We start from the raw sequence: 18,565 nt of genomic DNA on the forward strand, positions 1-18,565 counted from the left end.
CCGGCAGGTCGCTCCCGACCCTCAGCTTTCTTTTATACTTGTAAGTTCTTATATTTATACTTGTAAGTTCTTATACCGGACTTGTCAGGGCCTCGCGAACTTCCGCTTTAGCTTCATCATTCTATACTTGGCGCTGTCGTATACCAGCGCCGTAGTAAGTATGGCTGCGGCCAGCAACAGGGTTTTCATGACAAAGGCAGAGTATAAAGAGCCGCCCACAATACACCCCAGAAAGAAAAAGCTGATAATGGTGAGGCGCAGCTTCATGGAGTCCTTGAGCTTTTTCTGCTGCTCCTCTTTGCGGTAAAAGTATAGCTGGGCAATCTCAATTCCCAAATCTGTAAAAAGCCCGGTCAGGTGGGTGGTGCGCACCACGGCGTTCGAGACACGGGTAACAAGTGCGTTTTGCAGGCCCATGGCAAACAACAGGCAGCAGGCCACCCAGATGCGGTGCTGCATGATAAACTCCAGGTTTAGCAGCCCTACCCCTACCAGCACCAGTATCTCCAGTCCTACAGGCGGCAGGAACACCAGCCGTTTGTTGCGGCGCAGCATGGCCTCCAGCAGCCCGGCCGACACGATGGCGCCAAACAGGAAGGCAAGTATAAACAGCAGGTAGCCCCAGGCGGTCTCAAAATTGCGGCGGCCCACCTCATCGGCAAAAAAGGCAAAGTGGCCCGTTACGTTGGTGGTCAGCTGCTTCAAGGCAAACACCCCTGTCACGTTTACAATGCCCGCCACACCGGAGAGCAGCGAGGCCAGCTTCAGGTTATGCTTCAGGGTACGGTTCTTCCCTCTGTGACGGAACATACGTGGTTAAGGCTTTAGAAGGCGCAAAGTATAAAATTACGGGGTTAGGGGCACCCGATCAGAGCAACTCTTTGGAGGGGTCCCAGAACAGCTTCTCAAAATCCGCCACCTGGTCGTTCTCCACGCGCACCCCCTCCTCCTCCAGCCGCTCCTGCATGGCTCCAGAGTGTTCGAAATGCTGCTTGCCCGTCAGCATGCCCACCCGGTTTACCACCCGGTGCGCCGGAATTTTGGTCATGGGGTGCGAGGCGATGAGTGCCCAGCCCACCATCCGGGCAGAGCCTTTTGCGCCCAGGTAACTGGCAATGGCTCCGTAAGAGGTAACCCTGCCGCGGGGTATAAGTTGCACCACCTCATACACATTCTGAAAGAAATTCTCTTTGCTGTCTTTTTTTGACATTTTCTCAACTTTCATTTTAAACCTTCTATACTAGTTTCTGTCTTTAAAATGAGACAGTTTGCAGAGTTTAAGATACGGCAACTTTCATACTTGCACAATTTGGCCTTATCTTTAAAACTACGACTTACCTCATTGCCCCGACATTAAAACTTTTAGACGTTCACCTAACAAAACTGTGTTAAAGCACACATGAACAAAACATTAAAAACCATCCTGATTCTAGTGGCTGTTTCGGCAGTAGGCTATTTTGTTTACAGGCAGATTTCGGCTGAGCCGGAGCCGCAGCGGCAGGCAGGCCGTGGCGGCGGCGGACCTATGGCCCAGCGCGTAACCGTTGACGTATACGTGGTCTCCCCGGGGGCTTTCCAGAACCGGATCACCACCACGGGCACCGTGCTGCCGAACGAGGATGTGGAGCTGCGAAGCGAGATTGCCGGCCGCGTAACCGGAATCAACTTTAAGGAAGGCAGCAAGGTGAGCAAAGGCCAGCTGCTGCTAACGGTAAACGATGCCGAGCTGCGCGCGCAGCTGCAGAAGCTGGAGGCCAACCAAAAGCTGTACCGTGAGATGGAGGAGCGCCAGCGCACCCTGCTGGAGAAAGAGTACATCAGCGCCCAGGAGTATGACCAGGTAAGCAACCAACTAGCCACCGCCACTGCCGACATCCAGGCCCTGAAGGCAACGCTGGCCAAAGCCTACGTGCGTGCGCCATTTGATGGCGTGATTGGCCTGCGCCAGGTGAGCGAGGGAAGCTATGTATCGGCTACCACGCCGATTGCCCGCATCGTGGACATCAGCCCTGTCAAGATTGACTTTGCCATACCTGGCCGTTACAGCCAGCAGGTAAAAACCGGCGACAAAATCAGCTTCACGGTGGAAGGCCTCCCGAAAGTATACGAGGCCGCTGTATATGCTGTGGAGCCAGGCATAGACCCAACCACCCGCACCCTGCAGGTTCGTGCCCTGTTTGACAATAAGAACGAGGAAGTGAAGCCAGGCGCTTTCGTAAGCGTAAGCCTTGCCCTCAGCGACTCAGACGACGCCATCCTTATCCCAACGGAAGCTATCATACCGGAAGCCACAGGCCACAAGATTTACCTGTCCAGAAACGGGAAGGCCGTGCCGCAGATGGTGAAGATCGGTCAGCGTTCCGAAACCATGATCCAGATTATGGAAGGAGTAGCCCCCGGCGACACGATCATCCGCTCGGGCATCCTGCAGGTACGCGACGGCTCTAACCTGAACATCCGCCGGGTACAAACTTCTGACACCCTAACGCAGGCAGGACCTCAGCCGGCCCAGGCACCTGAGGCTGAATAATTTGCAAAGCGCCTATGCCTGAAAATCAGGCTGAAACGTTTAAGGTTAATACCGCCAGAGCCACTGGCATACTTATTTAGGAAGTATAGCGCCCGGAAAAAGGCAGGAACCACACCCGTGTACTCCTCCCGCATGTTGGGCCCTGAAAATAGAAGAAGCTTATGGCAAGTTTATCAGATATAAGTATAAAACGCCCCGTACTGGCCATCGTGATGAGCATCGCGATCATGGTGTTCGGTTTTATCGGCATCACTTACCTCGGAGTGCGGGAGTACCCCAGCGTAGACCCGCCCATCGTTAACGTAAGGACCACCTACGTGGGCGCCAACGCCGAAACGATAGAGTCGGAGATAACGGAACCGCTGGAAGAATCCATTAACGGTATTGCCGGTATCCGCACGCTTACCTCTACCAGCAGCGAGGGCAGCAGCAACATTACCGTAGAGTTTAACCTGGATGTGGACCTGGAAACGGCAGCGAACGACGTGCGCGACCGGGTAGCCAGGGCACAGCGCCGGCTGCCGGAGGACGCCGAGCCTCCTACCGTGGCAAAGGCCGACGCCGACGCCAACCCTATCCTGTTCCTGGGCATCCGGAGCGAGAGCCGCTCCCTGCTGGAGCTTTCGGACATAGGCATGAACGTGTTTAAGGAGCAGCTGCAGACCATCCCTGGCGTGAGTGAGATCATGATCTGGGGTGATAAACGCTACTCCATGCGCCTGTGGATGGATCCGGAGAAACTGGCGGCCCTGCGCGTAACTCCGCTGGAAGTGCAGACTGCCCTGGCCCGCCAGAACGTGGAGCTGCCTTCGGGAAGTATAGAAGGCGCCACTACCGAGCTTTCGGTAAGAACCATGGGCCGCATCTCCACGCCAGAGGAGTTTAACAACCTGATTGTGCGCCAGGATGCTGATCGCCTGATTCGCTTCCGCGACATTGGCTACGCGCAACTGGCCCCTGAAAATGAGAAAACTGTGCTGCGCTACAACGGCATCCCGATGATTGGCGTGGTGCTGGTGCCGCAGCCAGGTTCTAACCAGATTGAAATCGCCGATGAGTTTTACAGGCGCCTCGAGCACATCAAGAAAGACATCCCGGAAGATCTGCAGCTAACCATAGGCTTTGACAATTCGCAGTACGTGCGGGCTTCCATTTCCGAGGTGCAGGAAACCATTATCGTGGCTTTTGGCCTGGTGGTGGTTGTAATCTTCCTGTTCCTGCGCGACTGGCGCTCTACGCTTATTCCGGTAGTAGCCATTCCGGTGTCACTTGTCGGCACCTTCTTCATCATGTATGTGATGAACTTCTCCATCAACGTGCTCACCCTGCTGGGTATCGTGCTGGCCATCGGCCTGGTGGTGGACGACGCCATTGTAATGCTGGAGAACATCTATAGCCGGATAGAGAAGGGAGAAAAACCGCTGCAGGCCGCCAAGAACGGGGCCAAGGAAATATACTTTGCCATTATTTCCACCACGGTTGCCCTGGCGGCGGTGTTTATGCCGGTGGCCTTCCTCGAAGACACAACCGGTAGGCTTTTCCGGGAATTTGGTATCGTGGTGGCAGGCTCGGTGATTATCTCGTCCTTCGTGTCGCTCACGCTTACGCCGATGATGTCCTCGCGCATCCTCAAGCACCAAGAAAGGCCGAACTGGTTCTACCGTAAGACCGAGCCATTCTTCCTGGCCCTGACCAACGGCTACCGTAGCAGCCTGGAAGCCTTTATGCGGGTGCGTTGGATGGCGTTTATACTTATTCTTGTGGCCGCCGGCACCATCTGGTGGCAAATGTCTACGCTACAATCAGAGCTAACGCCAGAGGAAGACCGCGCTGGCCTTAGAATTAACGCCACGGGTCCGGAGGGTGCCTCTTTCGAGTTTATGGATCAGTACATGAACGAGCTGACGGCCCTGGTGAACGATTCGATTGAAGGTATCTCTAGCATAACCTCGATGACGCGGAACGCCAACTCGGGCTTCATCCGCCTGCGCCTGGTGCCGGCCGATGAGCGTGACCAGACACAGCAGGAGATTGTGGAGAGCCTGCCTCCGCTGATAAACCAGATTCCGGGGGCCAGGGCATTTGCTTCGGGCGACAAGGGCCTGGGGGGCGGACGTGGTGCCGGTCAGCCGGTGCAGTTCGTGGTGCAGTCGCAGAACATGGAGAAGCTGCGCGAGATCATCCCACCTTTCCTGGAGAAAGCCCAGCAAGACCCGACTTTCAACTTCGTGGACGTGAACCTGAAGTTCAACAAGCCGGAGCTGCGGGTAGAGATTGACCGTGAGAAAGCCCAGACCCTGGGTGTAAGTGTGCGCGACATTGCCCAGACGATACAGCTGGGCCTGAGCGGCACGCGCTTCGGATACTTTGTGAAAGGCGGAAAGCAGTACCAGATCCTGGGCCAGGTTGCCCGCGAGAACCGCAGCGAACCGCTTGACCTGCGCAGCCTGTACGTAAAGAGCAACACCGGCGAACTTATCCAGCTGGATAACCTGATCGAGCTGAAGGAAGAAAGCGCCTCGCCGCAAGTATACCGCTTTAACCGTTTTGCAGCCGCCACCTTTAGCGCCACCCTGACCAAGGGCAAAACCATTGGCGATGGTATAGAGGCCATGGACGCCATCGCGGATGAGGTGCTGGACGAAACTTTCCAAACCACCCTTAGCGGCCAGTCCAGGGATTTCTCGGAGAGCTCCGGCAGCTTACTGTTTGCCTTCGTGCTCGCGTTGGGCCTGATTTACCTGGCGCTTTCAGCTCAGTTCGAGAGCTTTGTCGACCCAATCATCATCATGCTGACCGTGCCACTGGCCCTTGCCGGCGCCCTGATCAGCTTGTGGTTCTATGGGCAGACGCTGAACATCTTCAGCCAGATTGGTATGATCATGCTGGTGGGCCTGGTAACGAAGAACGGTATCCTGCTGGTAGAATTTGCTAACCAGCGCAAGCAGGAAGGCCTGACCAAGCTAGAGGCTGCCACAGATGCCGCCGTGTCGCGCTTCCGCCCTATCCTGATGACATCGCTTTCCACCATTCTGGGTACCCTGCCTATCGCGCTGGCGCTGGGTACTGGTGCCGAGAGCCGTATTCCGATGGGTATTGCCGTGGTAGGTGGTCTGATACTGGCCACTGGGCTTACACTGTATGTAATCCCGGCAGTTTACTCATACTTCTCATCGTCCAAAGCCAACGTGGTGGAGGAAGTAGAGGAGGAAGCGAAGGTAGGCAAGCGTCAGCCAGAGTATGTATAGCCGCTGCCACTATTAAATTATTTTAGCCAAAGGATTTAAACGCGACAGAGCAAAGTATAAATGTTTTCATACAGAGCCGCAGCACTTGCCCTGATAGGGCTGGTGCTATTACTACCAGGAAAGGCCTTTAGCCAGGAGCAACTATCGCTGGAACAAGCCATCCGAATAGGGTTACAGAACAATTACGACATACAGATAGCCGGCCGGCAGGAAGCCATCTCCCAGAACAACGTGACCTTGGGCAACGCCGGTATTCTGCCCAATATTGACGGGCGCGCCTCTCGTACCTTCAGCGAGAACAACTCGCGGCAGGAGTTTAACACCGGTCCGGACCGCGTGCGGGAGGGAGCCAGCTCCAACAACATCAGCTACGGGGTGAACCTGAACTGGGTGATCTTTGATGGTCTGGGGATGTTCATCAACCTCGAGCGACTGAAAACGCTGGAAAAATCGGGGGAGCTCTTCACAAAGCAAACGGTGGAGAACACTGTAGCCGACATCATCGCCAGCTACTACGAAGTGGCCCGGCAGTCGTCCAAGATAAAAGCCATCCAGGATGCCATCGCCATATCCGAGGCACGTGCGGAAATTGCCCAAGCACAGTATGAGGTGGGCGTGAGCGCCAAAGTGGAGATCCTGCGCGCGCAGGTGGATTACAACGCCGACCGCTCGGAGCTGCTGCTGCAGGAGGAAGTGCTGCAAAATGCCAAAATTAACCTGAACCAGCTGCTGGGCCGCAACCCCGATATTGACTTCGAGGTAACCGACAGCATTGTGGTGGACGAGACGGTGAACTATAGCCTCGCCGCCAACAATCTGCAGGCAGCCAACCCCCTGCTGCAGCGCCTGCAGCTGGAGCGCCAGCTAGCCCACCTCGACATCAGGTCGGTACGCGCCCGCCGGTTCCCAACGGTAACGGCACAAAGCGCCTACAACTTCAGCCGCTCGGAGGCCGAGCCGCTGAACGAGTTCCAGGCCCGCTTTAACCAGAACCGCGGCTACAACTACGGCCTTAGCCTGAATGTGCCTATCTTCAACGGCTTTAACCTGAACAGGCAGGCGCAGAATGCCCGCATCAACCTCGAAACGGCCAGCCTGGAGCTGCAGCGCGAGGAGAACCGCCTGCAGGCAGACCTGGCCCGCGCCTACAGCCAATACACCAACCGCCTGCAACTGCTGGAGCTGGAGGAAAGCAACGTGAAACTGGCACAGGAAAACGCAGAGATAGCCCTGGAGCGATACCGGCTCGGCATCCTGACCGCTATTGAGCTGCGCGAGGCACAACGAAACGAACTGGTGGCTTCCAACCGCCTCATCGATATACAGTTCCAGGCAAAATCTGCTGAGATTGAGTTAAAACGCCTGAGCAGCACCCTGTTGCAGGAAAACCAGCAGTAAGAATCACGTATCCTAAAGTATAAAAGTATAGCCATGGCTATACTTTTATACTTTATAGCTGTACCTTCAAAGTACATTTCAACAGTTTATGGAGCTAGAGCTTTTTCAAACCCTTGCTATCGCGCTTGGCCTGGGGCTGTTGGTAGGGCTGCAGCGGCAGCATGACCAGTCGCAACTGGCGGGTATCCGCACCTTCCCGCTTATCACCCTTTTCGGTACCTTGTCCGGCTTTCTGGCACAGGACTTTGGCGGCTGGATTCTGGCTTCCGGCCTTTTCAGTCTGGCTGCCCTGATGGCTGTGGCTAACTTTATGCGCAGCAAAACCCCCAACTTCGACATCGGTCTTACCACCGAGGCAGCCGCCCTGCTGATGTATGTGGTGGGCGCCTACCTGGTGCTGGGACAGACAACTGTGGCCGTGGCCGTGGGCGCCAGCGTGGCCGTACTGCTGCACCTGAAAGACACCCTCCACGGCATTGTGGCCAAAATAGGACAAAATGACCTGAGGGCCATCATGCAGTTTGTCGTGATCTCGTTGGTGGTGTTGCCCGTACTTCCCGACCGTACCTTCGGCCCTTACCAGGTGCTCAACCCATACAATATATGGCTGATGGTGGTGCTGATTGTGGGATTGGGGCTGTCTGGCTACTTTGCCTATAAGGTGTTCGGGCAGAAATCCGGGACAGTGCTGGGCGGTATACTGGGTGGCCTGATTTCGAGTACAGCAACGACAGTGAGCTATGCCCGGCGCAGCAAAGACCAGCACGCCAGCAGCATGTTGGCCGCCCTGGTTATTTTTATTGCCTCCACTGTTTCTTTTGTTCGCATCATCACCGAGGTGGCTGTCGTGGCACCGGGCACGTTGCCCACAGTGGCTCCTCCGCTGGCCGCAGTTTTCCTGCTGATGGTTATACTGGCCATAATGGTGTACCTGAAGCGGGACGACAGCCACGACACCATGCCGGAGCAGGGTAACCCGGCTCAACTCAAGACCGCACTTGTTTTCGGGGCTATCTATGCCATCGTTACACTTGCCATCGCCTTTGCCAAAGACAAGCTGGGCGATAGCGGTTTATACTTTGTGGCCGTTGTCTCTGGCCTAACGGATGTAGACGCCATTACGCTCTCGACCTCCAGGCTGATGCAGGTTGGCAACCTAGATACCGACCATGGCTGGCGGTTGATATTGGTGGCAGCACTCTCTAATATTGCGTTTAAGGCTGGTCTGGTTGGGGTGCTTGGGAACCGCTCGGTGTTTGGTAAAGTGGCCTTATTGTTTGGCATCGTGCTGGCCGGCGGCTTGCTGGTGCTCTGGCTCTGGCCCGAAAACTTTCAGTTGGACATCGGGGTGGGCGGCGCTGCATAACCTGCTATACTGCACCTGTTCCCGCGCTACCGCCTGTACTTCCCGTTCATTGAAGAAAAATTTATACTTTCCGTTAAACTGTGTGCGCCTACACAAGAGATAATTTAAAAATAAGAGTATCTTGCATTTCAGAACCCTTGGCAGGGAGCTAGTATAGCCTTCAGTCAGCAGTATAATTTCTGCTTCAAACACAGGCCACACTACAAGTTGCCGGATAAGTTCTACATAAAGCAAGCATCCTTGAACAAACCTTTACCACTCATCCAACCTTAGTAACAACACTATGGCAAACACGTCCACGACACACGAGCGGCAACACACGCCGGAGCTGGCCCAGCAGCAACAGGGCAGCACAGGTGCCATGATCATTATCGGTGCCCTCTTTTTTATCTTCGGCTTTGTTACCTGGCTAAACTCCCTGCTGATCCCCTACCTGGAGATCGCCTGTGAGCTGACCAAGTTCCAGTCTTTCTTCGTAACCTTCGCCTTTTACATTGCCTACCTGGTGATGACGCCAATCTCCCCGCGTGTGCTGGGCATTTTTGGCTTTAAGAAAGGCATGTCAGTGGCCCTGGTGGTGATGGCAGTAGGCGCATTGCTCTTTATCCCGGCTGCCATGACGCGCATTTACCTGCTGTTCCTGATAGGCCTGTTCCTGCTCGGTTGCGGCCTGGCTATTCTGCAGACGGCTTCTAACCCGTACATCACCATCGTAGGCCCTGCGGAGAGTGCTGCCAAGCGTATCAGCATCATGGGTATCTGTAACAAAGTGGCCGGTGCCGTAGCTCCTATCATCCTGGGCCTGTTCCTGAGCCTGGAAGGGGCCGACACCCTGCGCGCTGAAGTAGCAGGTATGGAGGCTGGCGCCCGCGCCGCTGCCCTCGATGAGATGGCCCTGGAGGTAATTCCGCCCTACATTGGCATCATCATCGTGCTGCTTGCCCTGAGCATCTGGATCTACCGCTCTTCCCTTCCGGAGATTGACACCGACGAGGAGGACGAGACTTCGGCCGCTGCAACAACCGGCAAAAAGAGCGTATTCGAGATCCCTCACGTAATGCTGGGTGTGCTGACGCTGTTCCTCTATGTGGGCGTGGAAGTAATGGCCGGCGACTCCATCATCAGCTACGGCGCAGAGCAGGGAATTCCGCTTACTACGGCTAAGTTCTTTACCAGCGGCACCATGGCGGCCATGGTAATCGGCTACCTGATTGGTATCGTTACCATCCCCAAGTATATTAAGCAGGAGGATGCCCTGAAGATCTGCGCTATACTTGGTGTAGCCTTCACGATTGGCGCCATCATGACGACTGGTTACGTATCGGTGGCCTTCATCGCCCTGCTGGGCCTGGCTAACTCCCTGATGTGGCCTGCTATCTGGCCGCTTGCCTTGGCTGGCGTAGGGCGTTTCACTAAAGCTGCCTCGTCGCTGCTGGTGATGGGTATTGCCGGTGGAGCCATTATTCCGCTTGCCTATGGCGCCCTGGCCGACAGCTGGAACGCACAGGATGCTTACTGGATCATGGTGCCTTGCTACTTGTTTATCTGGTTCTATGCCGCGAAAGGCCACAAGGTAGGCAGGAAAGTATAAACTACTCTAAAGTATTATACTTCAAGCGCCTCCCGGAAAATGGTATCCGGGAGGCGCTTTTTATTTGTAGTCCTTCTAAAAGAGCTTTAGGAAGAGAGCAGTTTGAGCAAACCCGCACGGCCTTCCGCTATTTAATTACTTATACTCCCACGGATTCATTTATGCGCAACGGAACTACTTGCCATGTAGCGTGAATTCCCCTCCTTGGAGGGGCTAGGGGTGGGTTTGATGGCAAAATAAAGGCAGATGTGCACAACTAACCTGATAGTAGTATTATGTACCTGGATTTTATTAATTTGACCTCATCACATACTTCCTGATATGCTGCTTTACCAAAATGGCCTGATCAAGCTTGATTATGACCCAGCCAAAGACATCCTGTGTGTGCAGTACCCGGACCTGCATGAATTCCTCCTCCCCGAGATCCACCACAGCGTTGGCGTGATCATCGAGACGGTCAGGAATTATGATATCAAGTCCCTCCTGCTCGATGGGCGCCAAACCATCGTCACGACCCCTCCGGAGTATGGCAGGGAGATAGCCCTGAAACTGGCGACAGGCTTGGCTCACACACGTCTGCAAAAGCTGGCACGGCTCGAGTCGTTTAACCCTGAAGTGGAGAAGCGTGCCATAGCCAATGAACAGGCCGTCCACACCACTGTTTTGCCCCCGTTTGAGCTGAAGAACTTTACCGATGAAGAACAGGCACGGGCGTGGCTGAGCGCTGAAAAGAACCTGTCTAACGTATCGGCCCCAAACACGTCCCTATAGTTTACCGGTACGAACAAAAAAGGCAGGCCATACTTTTAAAGTATAGCCTGCCTTTTTTGTTCTAGGAGTGTAACCCTACTACAGCAGGTTATCCTTCACGTAAGTGTAGCTTTGGGCTATACTTTGGAAAGGATCCATGGCAAAGTTTTCCTGCTCCACCACATAGTGCTTCACACCGGCCATCTTCGCGTTATCAAAGATCTGCTTGTAGTTGATGGAGCCGGAGCCTACCTCGGTGTTGAGTTTCTGGTTGGCTTTGTCCATGTCTTTCACGTGCCATAGCTCATAGCGACCAGGGTTTTTCTTGAACAGTTCTACCGGGTCCAGGCCGGCACGCACTACCCAGTACAGGTCCAGCTCAAACTTCACCAGCTCAGGGTCTGTCTCACTCAACAGAATATCGTAGCCAGTGGTGTTATCCATCTGCTGGAACTCAAAGTCATGATTGTGGTAGGCCATCTGCAGACCGGCAGCCTTACATGCCTCTCCGGCTTTGGAAAGACGCTCTGCCACACGCTGGTAATCCGAAGCGCTCTGGCGTAGTTGCTGGCCCAAGTATGGCGCGATAATATACTTCATATCCACCGCCTTGGCCGCGTCGATGTAAGACTTAAGCATGTCCTCATTCTCCCCGGCAATGTAAGGGTCCAGGCCAAAGTGCCCGCTAGGGGCAGTCAGGTTATGCTGCTTAAGTAGTTCAGCAAATTCCTTTGGCTTCATGCCGAAAAAGCCCCACTCATCAGAGTAACCGAAGGTCTCTACCTCCCTGTACCCGGCCTGGGCCACTTTCCCGATCACGCCTTTTGCATCTTTTGGCAACTCCTCTCGAAGCGTGTACAGCTGTATGCCGATATTTTTAGTGTCCGCCTTGGCCACCATGCAGCTTGGGGCAATGAGTATACCTGCCGTCAGCAAACCTGCCTGCTGCAGAAAATTCCGTCTTGTTGTCATGTATAATTATCTCGTTAGGAGTTGGTTTTCAGGATTTGAGATTTATACTTTAAAAATACAGCTTATACATCGCAGATTTGGATAGACTGGCGCAGCGAAGCTAATTTATCGTCCCGCTTTGGCACAAATTCCTGCGCCACGTAGCCTTTGAAGCCGGTCTCCACGATGGCCTTCATGATGGCTGGGTAGTAGAGCTCCTGGGTCTCGTCTATCTCGTTGCGACCGGGAACGCCGGCAGTGTGGTAGTGGGCGAAGTACTGGTGGTTGTCGCGGATGGTTCGGATCACATCGCCCTCGTCTATCTGCATGTGGTAGATGTCGTAGAGCAGCTTGAAGTTCTCTGAACCGAGCCTTTTGGCCAGTTCTACGCCCCAGGCGGTTTTAGAGCACTGGTAATCCTTGTGATCTACTTTGCTGTTGAGCAGCTCCATGACCAGCACCACGTTGTGCTTCTCGGCCAGCGGCAACAGTTGTTTCAGGCCTTCCACGCAGTTGTTCCAGCCCTCCTCGTCGGTTTTGCCACGGCGGTTGCCGCTAAAGCAAATCAGGTTTTTATACCCGGCTTTTGCCACCCGAGGGATCATATCGGTATAGCTCTTAATCAGCTGCGCGTGGAATTTCTTGTCGTTAAAGCCATCCACCAGGTTTATCTCGGCGCCGTTGCACATCGTGGATTCTAGGCCATACTTCTTTAGCGTAGGCCAGTCCTCGGGCCCTACTAAATCAATGCCCTTGATACCCATCGCCTTGGCCTCTTTGCACAGTTCGTCTAACGATAAGTGTCCAAAGCACCAGCGGCTCACGGCGTGGTTAATGTTTCCTTTCAATTTTGTATTGGTTTTTTCTTCGGCTTCCTGACCTTGTGCGCAGGCTGTAAGCACAGGCAATACGGTGGCGGCTGCCGTGATGGAGGCTGTACTAGCCACAATCTTTTTAATAGAGCTTCTGCGGCTCGAATTATGTAACATATCGGAACGGGTGAATTATGGTAAACTTGTCAGCTCCTGCCTTTCGGTTTCGGCGCCATAGGGTTTATCGGTTGCGTTGGCAGTGGTCTCTTTTTCATCACGGAAGAAGATGATGAACAGCAACGCTACCACGGCCGCGATGCCAGCCGGCACCAGCCACACACTCTGCCAGAAGTTCTCCACGTCTGCCGCCCTGTAGTACTCGCTGATATAACCAGCCACCCAGAAACCGATCAGCATGCCCACCCCATAGGTAGCCAGCGTCACCAGGCCCTGGGCCGAGCTCTTATACTTCTCCCCTGCCCTGGCATCGGTATAAATCTGGCCCGACACAAAGAAGAAGTCGTAGCAGATGCCGTGCAAGGCGATGCCGATGATCAGCATGAAGGACAGCTCGCCGGCGTTGCCGTAGGCAAACAGTACATAGCGCAGCGTCCAGGCCAGCATGCCTATCAGAATGGTTTTCTTAAAGCCGAATCTGGTGAAGAACACAGGCAGCAGCAGTAAGAACAGTGCTTCGGAGATCTGGCCGATCGTCATCTTACCCGTTGGGTTCTCCAGGCCGATATCCGACAGGAAAGGGTTGGCGTTCTGGTAATAGAAGGCCAGCGGAATACAGATAAGGATGGAGGCAATGAAGAAGATCAGGAAGTTCTTGTTCTGCAGCAGCTTGATGGCATCCAGGCCCAGGATCTCAGAGATTGAGCTGCTCTTGTCCTGGCTCTTTACCGGCGGCGTTTTAGGCAGCATAAAGCTATACACGCCCAGCACAAGCGAGGCAATACCCGCCATCATGAACGTGTTGCGCAGCAGTCCTTCGCCAATGCCGGCGGCCGAGTCCCAGTGGAAAATGTAGCTAATCGACAGACCCGCCACAATCCAGCCGATGGTGCCCCACACGCGGATCACAGAGAACTCCTTCTCCGGGTTCCTCATCTGGCGGAACGACACCGAGTTAACGAGGGCCAGCGTTGGCATGTAGGCGATCATGTAGGCCAGCACGTACGGGTAAAAATCGCCCACGTTTGTAGCACTGTACATCTGGTACATCAGCACAGCGCCTATCAGGTGAAGCACCCCCAGAATCCGCTCCGCATTGAAGTACTTATCAGCGATAAGACCGATGATGAACGGAGCGATGATGGCCCCGAAAGACTGTGTGGAGAAAACGCTGGCCGTTTCGAGCTCTGTGGCGTTCAGGTTGTTGAACAGGAAGGTGCCTAGCGTTACAAACCATGCGCCCCAGATAAAGAACTCCAGGAACATCATGAAAGATAGTTTAATGCGGGTCAGTGAGTTCATGGTTGCAGTTTAAGGGTGGATGGTGTATGATTAGAGTCTTTTGATGCGGATGTTGCGGTACCACACGTTGTCTCCGTGATCCTGCAGGGCTATTTTACCCGACTTGAAGGTACCCCAGTTTGGCATGTCGGCAAACTTGCTTTTGGCCACCATCTGGCGCCAGTTGTCGTCCCACAGGGTGGTTTCCAGCACCTTCTCCCCGTTCTGGTGAAACACCAGGTTGCCGTTGTTGCTGATAATCTCCACCTGGTTCCACTCCCCGGCCGGTTTCACGGTTTCAGGGCTGCTGGCAATCAGGTCGTACAGGTCGCCGGCGCGGTGGGTCTTTATCTTGGCATCCGGGTGGCCGTTGTTGTCGAGCACCTGCATTTCCAGGCCGGTGTTCCAGCTATACTTATACTGGGATGTATCCTCGTTTACGTAGAAGATGATACCGCTATTGCCATTCTCGGCCACTTTCCACTCCAGTTGCAGGTGGAAATTGCCAAACTCATCCTCCGTCACGATGTCGCCACCGTCGCTGGTCTGCCAGTCTTTTTTATTAGAGGCGTCCAGGTGCAGGGCACCGTCGTCCACTATCCAGGCTTTGCCCACGGCATTCTTGCCATAGGTGTGCCAGCCCTTGGTGGTCTCGCCGTCGAAGAGGGAGATCCACTCCCCTTCCGCCTCGGCTGTGGTCGGGTTTTGCTCGTTATCGGCCATGGTCGTGGTGTTGGTTTCCTGGTCGGTAGACTGGCAGCCCGCCAGTGCAAGCAGGGCTAATCCGGCTATGTATTTCTTCAGCATGAGTTTCTGTTATTTTCTGAGCGATAAGATGTAACGTGCCATGTCCTGGGCATCGGCTTTCGGGATATTCGGGTGCGGTGTCATCGGCACCTGGCCCCATACGCCGGAGCCGCCCTCGATGATCTTGCCTGCCAGGTAGTCCACGTTCTTGTCGTTGAACTCATACTTTTGCGCCACCTCTGTATAAGACGGGCCCACTATCTTTTTCTCTACCTGGTGGCAGGCAAGGCAGTCGGAACCGGCAATCAGCTTGGAGCCTTTTTCAAAGTTTCCTGCCGTGGCTGCTCCGCCACCCCCCGCTGCGCGGTCGGTGCCAATGTCCATGCGGTTGGTGTCTACCTCGGATTGTCTGGCAGAGGCGCTTACAGCGGCCCCGGAGGCAGAGTCCATCTCGCTCCCCTCTACACTGTAACTGGTGGTACTACCGCCCTCTTCGTTGTTGGTGTTGGAGGCATCGCCGCAGGCGTAGGCAAAGGCCAGGCAGCCAACGCCAAGTATAAGCAGGTTCTTTCTCATCGTTTAGAAGTATCGTTTAGTGTATAGTCAGTTTTAGGATAAGCCAAGTATCGTTTTGTTCATGCCCTGGTCGATGCCGGAAGCGGCAAAGTCGTCGAAGGCACGCTCGGTTACCCGGATGATGTGGTCTTTGATGAAGGTCGCTCCCTCGCGGGCACCGTCCTCCGGATGCTTCAGGGCGCACTCCCACTCCAGCACAGCCCAGCCTTTGTAATCATACTGCGTGAGTCTGCTGAACACGCCATTGAAGTCCACTTGTCCATCGCCCAGCGAGCGGAAGCGGCCGGCACGGTTCACCCAGTTCTGGTAGCCGCCATACACGCCCTGCCTTCCGGATGGGTTAAACTCGGCGTCTTTCACATGGAACATCCGGATACGCTCGTGGTAAATGTCGATGAACTCCAGGTAATCCAGGGCCTGCAGGATAAAGTGCGACGGGTCGTAGAGCAGGCAGGCGCTCTGGTGGTTGTTCACCGCCTCCAGGAACATCTCGTAGGTGATGCCGTCGTGGATGTCCTCACCGGCATGGGTTTCGTAGCAGAGGTCCACACCGCATTCCTGGAACACATCCAGAATCGGTGTCCAACGTTTGCCCAGCTCCTCGAAGCCAGTCTCCACTAAGCCCGCGGCACGCTGCGGCCAAGGGTACACGTAAGGCCACAGGAGCGCACCGCTGAATGTAGCGCAGGCGTTAAGGCCCAGGTTCTGGGAGGCTTTGGCGGCATACTTGAGCTGCTGCACAGCCCACTCCTGACGCGCCTTCGGGTTGTTGCGGTAAGCCTCCGGCGCGAAGCCGTCGAAGAGGGTGTCGTAGGCCGGGTGCACCGCCACCAGCTGCCCCTGCAGGTGCGTGGACAGCTCCGTGATCTGAATGCCCGCCTCCTGCACAATGCCGTTGATCTCGTCGGCGTAAGTCTTGCTCTCGGCGGCTTTCTGCAAATCTATAAAACGGGGGTCGTTGGTGGGAATCTGGATGCCCTTGTACCCCAGGTTGGCCGCCCACTGGGAGATGTCCTTCAGGTTATTGAATGGTGCCGTGTCCTGCACAAACTGCGCAATGAAAACTGCCGGTCCTTTTATCGTGTTCATAGTTTATAATTTCATGTTAAAGTATGGAAGCGCGGTCTATCTAAAGTATAAATTATACTTTGCAGCGACGCCTTATACTTCCGTGCTAAAGTCCATCCATTTCTGATCTGATTTACCGGAGGCAATCACGCCCTCGATAAAGGCCATGCCGCGCACGCCCTCCTCTATGCCCGGAAAATCGAGCCATTCAGGTTTTGGTTGCTCACCTGCCAGATCGGCCTTAACGCAGAGGGCGAAGTTGCGGTACAGGTTGGCAAAAGCCTCCAGGTATCCTTCCGGGTGACCGGCCGGTGTGCGGGTGTTGTGCTGGGCATAAGAACTTACATAGCCACCGCCCGTGCGCCATACTTCAGCTGGCATGTCGAGCCACCTCAGCATCATGGTGTTTTGATCGCTTTGCTGCCACTCCACGCCGCCATGCTCGCCAAACACGCGCACTTTCACGTTGTTTTCCTCCCCGGCCGCTACCTGCGAGGCAATCAGTACCCCGCTGGCACCGTTATCGAACTTCAGCAGCACGGCCCCGTCGTCATCGAGCTGACGGCCTTCTACCACAATATTAATATCGGCACAGATTTTCGTTACGGAAAGGCCGCTCACATACTCGGCCAGGTTAAAGGCGTGAGTGCCGATGTCGCCCATGGCACCGGCCACGCCGCTTTGGCTGGGGTCGGTGCGCCAGGAGGCCTGTTTGTTTCCTTCGCCCTCCTCAAAGCGGCTCAGCCAGCCCTGCGGGTACTCTACGTATACTTTGCGAATCTTGCCTAATCTGCCTGAAGCCACCACCTGGCGCGCCTCTTTTACCATCGGGTAGCCGGTATAAGTATGGGTGAGGCAGAAGCGCTTGCCGGATGCTTTCGCTATCTCGCGCAGCTCCAGCGCTTCCTGCAGGCTAAAGGTCATGGGTTTGTCCAGCACCACGTGGAAGCCGTTCTGAAGCGCCAGTTTGGCCGGCTCGAAGTGCACGTGGTTTGGGGTAACGATGCTGATAACCTGCACGCGCTGGTCTTCGGGCAGTTGCAGCTCCCGCTCAAAAAGCTCGTGGTAGGAAGTATACACCCGCTCCGGCTGCAGCCCCAGCTCCTGGCCACTGGCCTTCGATTTTTCGGGGTTGCTGCTGAAGGCGCCGCATACCAGCTCGTACTCTCCGTCCATTTGCAGGGCGATGCGATGCACGGCGCCTATAAAGGCTCCCTGCCCACCGCCTATCATTCCTAAGCGTAGTTTCTTAGACATAGTTTTACTCAATTCGACTCCGTGTCAGGAGTAGTTTTAAACACATAAACAAAGTATAAATACAGCCTTGTACGGCTGCATTTATACTTTGTCATACTTTACCCGCTGCACGCGCGCTTATACTTTCTATACTTGCTCAGGCGCAGCGGTTTATACTTTACATCTGGTGGATTTACCCTATAAGAGTAACCCAATCCGTCCAGAGAAGAAATTAACGTGCAGGCTTACGTAGCCCAAACACGGTCGCCTTTTTTGTAGGGAACGCAGCCGTCGTAACGGCCCGGTGTCTCCACGTAGCGCAGGGCTTTGGTGGCGCCTACTTCTGAGGTGAAGAAACCGAACAGCGTCAGCTCCCGCATCATGCGGAAGTAGTGGTTCGGGTCCTCCGGCTTCTTCTCAGACTGGTATTTCCTGGCCTCGGCATCGATGGCGGTCAGCAGCTCGGTGCGCTGCTCAGGCGTCAGTTTCATGAACTTGTCGCCAAACTTGTCTTCGGCCGCCTCGTCAAGCTTCTTGATGCCGTCCAGGAAGATCTGCTGGTCTTCTTTGGTATAGCAGTCCTGCACCATCACGGCCATCAGGCCTCCCACATCAGCGGCTTTGGCGCCGGGTGTGCTGGTTTCAGGCAGTATGGTTTCGCCTACTTCGTTCAGGAAAGCCACCTGGTCCTGGTCGAACAGGTCGTTATACTTCACCGGTTTAGCGGTACAGGACACCAACAGGTCGGCGCTAATCAGGGCACCACCCAGTATCCAGCCTACGGCTCCTAATGCTTCTCTTCTATTCATTGTGTTGTCGTTACAGCGATATGGT

General features: G+C 54.8%; 16 protein-coding genes. 6 read left to right on the forward strand and 10 right to left on the reverse strand.

Going from position 1 to position 18,565, the window contains the following annotated elements; genetic code table 11:
* Positions 1–84: 84 nt before the first annotated feature.
* The gene (locus BM040_RS06890) at positions 85–810 is read right to left on the reverse strand and encodes a YoaK family protein (RefSeq protein WP_092099776.1); all 726 of its coding nucleotides are present in this window, start codon (positions 808–810) and stop codon (positions 85–87) included.
* Positions 811–868: 58 nt separating this feature from the next.
* Positions 869–1,210, reverse strand: coding sequence for an MGMT family protein (locus BM040_RS06895; RefSeq protein WP_092100302.1), 342 nt, complete (start codon positions 1,208–1,210; stop codon positions 869–871).
* A gap of 189 nt (positions 1,211–1,399) precedes the next feature.
* On the opposite strand from BM040_RS06895, the gene BM040_RS06900 reads away from it, so the two are divergent.
* From BM040_RS06900 to BM040_RS06925, 6 genes are all read left to right on the forward strand, one after another.
* Positions 1,400–2,530 (forward strand): efflux RND transporter periplasmic adaptor subunit, encoded by a 1,131-nt coding sequence (locus BM040_RS06900; RefSeq protein ID WP_092099777.1) that lies wholly within the window; start codon positions 1,400–1,402, stop codon positions 2,528–2,530.
* A 161-nt stretch (positions 2,531–2,691) separates the two neighbouring features.
* A complete protein-coding gene (locus tag BM040_RS06905) occupies positions 2,692–5,778 on the forward strand; it encodes an efflux RND transporter permease subunit (RefSeq protein WP_092099778.1) in 3,087 nt (1,028 codons plus the stop codon).
* 60 nt (positions 5,779–5,838) lie between these two features.
* The gene (locus tag BM040_RS06910; RefSeq protein WP_092099779.1) at positions 5,839–7,176 is read left to right on the forward strand and encodes a TolC family protein; all 1,338 of its coding nucleotides are present in this window, start codon (positions 5,839–5,841) and stop codon (positions 7,174–7,176) included.
* 88 nt (positions 7,177–7,264) lie between these two features.
* Positions 7,265–8,542, forward strand: coding sequence for an MgtC/SapB family protein (locus BM040_RS06915; RefSeq protein ID WP_092099780.1), 1,278 nt, complete (start codon positions 7,265–7,267; stop codon positions 8,540–8,542).
* 283 nt (positions 8,543–8,825) lie between these two features.
* Positions 8,826–10,133: a sugar MFS transporter gene (locus tag BM040_RS06920; RefSeq protein WP_092099781.1), complete on the forward strand. Its 1,308-nt coding sequence runs from the start codon at positions 8,826–8,828 to the stop codon at positions 10,131–10,133.
* 321 nt (positions 10,134–10,454) lie between these two features.
* On the forward strand, positions 10,455–10,904 hold the full coding sequence (locus BM040_RS06925; protein WP_092099782.1) for a hypothetical protein: 450 nt from the start codon (positions 10,455–10,457) through the stop codon (positions 10,902–10,904).
* 78 nt (positions 10,905–10,982) lie between these two features.
* Here BM040_RS06925 and BM040_RS06930 read toward each other — a convergent pair whose 3' ends face one another.
* The 8 genes from BM040_RS06930 to BM040_RS06965 form a co-directional block, all read right to left on the reverse strand.
* On the reverse strand, positions 10,983–11,855 hold the full coding sequence (locus tag BM040_RS06930) for a sugar phosphate isomerase/epimerase family protein (protein ID WP_092099783.1): 873 nt from the start codon (positions 11,853–11,855) through the stop codon (positions 10,983–10,985).
* A gap of 62 nt (positions 11,856–11,917) precedes the next feature.
* Entirely contained in the window at positions 11,918–12,823 is a 906-nt protein-coding gene (locus BM040_RS06935) for a hydroxypyruvate isomerase family protein (protein ID WP_092099784.1), read from the reverse strand.
* 15 nt (positions 12,824–12,838) lie between these two features.
* On the reverse strand, positions 12,839–14,125 hold the full coding sequence (locus BM040_RS06940) for a nucleoside permease (protein WP_092099785.1): 1,287 nt from the start codon (positions 14,123–14,125) through the stop codon (positions 12,839–12,841).
* A 30-nt stretch (positions 14,126–14,155) separates the two neighbouring features.
* Complete coding sequence (locus tag BM040_RS06945) at positions 14,156–14,911, reverse strand: 3-keto-disaccharide hydrolase (RefSeq protein WP_092099786.1); 756 nt, start codon at positions 14,909–14,911, stop codon at positions 14,156–14,158.
* 9 nt (positions 14,912–14,920) lie between these two features.
* Positions 14,921–15,427: a c-type cytochrome gene (locus BM040_RS06950; RefSeq protein WP_092099787.1), complete on the reverse strand. Its 507-nt coding sequence runs from the start codon at positions 15,425–15,427 to the stop codon at positions 14,921–14,923.
* 33 nt (positions 15,428–15,460) lie between these two features.
* The gene (locus BM040_RS06955) at positions 15,461–16,516 is read right to left on the reverse strand and encodes a sugar phosphate isomerase/epimerase family protein (RefSeq protein WP_092099788.1); all 1,056 of its coding nucleotides are present in this window, start codon (positions 16,514–16,516) and stop codon (positions 15,461–15,463) included.
* A gap of 72 nt (positions 16,517–16,588) precedes the next feature.
* Positions 16,589–17,752, reverse strand: a complete 1,164-nt coding sequence (locus BM040_RS06960; RefSeq protein WP_175491009.1) for a Gfo/Idh/MocA family protein — start codon at positions 17,750–17,752, stop codon at positions 16,589–16,591.
* A gap of 224 nt (positions 17,753–17,976) precedes the next feature.
* Positions 17,977–18,540 carry a gluconate 2-dehydrogenase subunit 3 family protein gene (locus BM040_RS06965; RefSeq protein ID WP_092099790.1) on the reverse strand — a complete coding sequence of 188 codons (564 nt, stop codon included), beginning with the start codon at positions 18,538–18,540 and terminating at the stop codon, positions 17,977–17,979.
* Positions 18,541–18,565 lie beyond the last annotated feature (25 nt).

Source organism: Pontibacter chinhatensis (genome assembly GCF_900113285.1).
Classification (GTDB): domain Bacteria; phylum Bacteroidota; class Bacteroidia; order Cytophagales; family Hymenobacteraceae; genus Pontibacter; species Pontibacter chinhatensis.

Bases quoted from the DNA above. Each gene is read 5' to 3' on its own strand.
- BM040_RS06890 (WP_092099776.1), bottom strand. From the start codon at position 810: ATGTTCCGTCACAGAGGGAAGAACCGTACCCTGAAGCATAACCTGAAG.
- BM040_RS06895 (WP_092100302.1), bottom strand. From the start codon at position 1,210: ATGTCAAAAAAAGACAGCAAAGAGAATTTCTTTCAGAATGTGTATGAG.
- BM040_RS06900 (WP_092099777.1), top strand. From the start codon at position 1,400: ATGAACAAAACATTAAAAACCATCCTGATTCTAGTGGCTGTTTCGGCA.
- BM040_RS06905 (WP_092099778.1), top strand. From the start codon at position 2,692: ATGGCAAGTTTATCAGATATAAGTATAAAACGCCCCGTACTGGCCATC.
- BM040_RS06910 (WP_092099779.1), top strand. From the start codon at position 5,839: ATGTTTTCATACAGAGCCGCAGCACTTGCCCTGATAGGGCTGGTGCTA.
- BM040_RS06915 (WP_092099780.1), top strand. From the start codon at position 7,265: ATGGAGCTAGAGCTTTTTCAAACCCTTGCTATCGCGCTTGGCCTGGGG.
- BM040_RS06920 (WP_092099781.1), top strand. From the start codon at position 8,826: ATGGCAAACACGTCCACGACACACGAGCGGCAACACACGCCGGAGCTG.
- BM040_RS06925 (WP_092099782.1), top strand. From the start codon at position 10,455: ATGCTGCTTTACCAAAATGGCCTGATCAAGCTTGATTATGACCCAGCC.
- BM040_RS06930 (WP_092099783.1), bottom strand. From the start codon at position 11,855: ATGACAACAAGACGGAATTTTCTGCAGCAGGCAGGTTTGCTGACGGCA.
- BM040_RS06935 (WP_092099784.1), bottom strand. From the start codon at position 12,823: ATGTTACATAATTCGAGCCGCAGAAGCTCTATTAAAAAGATTGTGGCT.
- BM040_RS06940 (WP_092099785.1), bottom strand. From the start codon at position 14,125: ATGAACTCACTGACCCGCATTAAACTATCTTTCATGATGTTCCTGGAG.
- BM040_RS06945 (WP_092099786.1), bottom strand. From the start codon at position 14,911: ATGCTGAAGAAATACATAGCCGGATTAGCCCTGCTTGCACTGGCGGGC.
- BM040_RS06950 (WP_092099787.1), bottom strand. From the start codon at position 15,427: ATGAGAAAGAACCTGCTTATACTTGGCGTTGGCTGCCTGGCCTTTGCC.
- BM040_RS06955 (WP_092099788.1), bottom strand. From the start codon at position 16,516: ATGAACACGATAAAAGGACCGGCAGTTTTCATTGCGCAGTTTGTGCAG.
- BM040_RS06960 (WP_175491009.1), bottom strand. From the start codon at position 17,752: ATGTCTAAGAAACTACGCTTAGGAATGATAGGCGGTGGGCAGGGAGCC.
- BM040_RS06965 (WP_092099790.1), bottom strand. From the start codon at position 18,540: ATGAATAGAAGAGAAGCATTAGGAGCCGTAGGCTGGATACTGGGTGGT.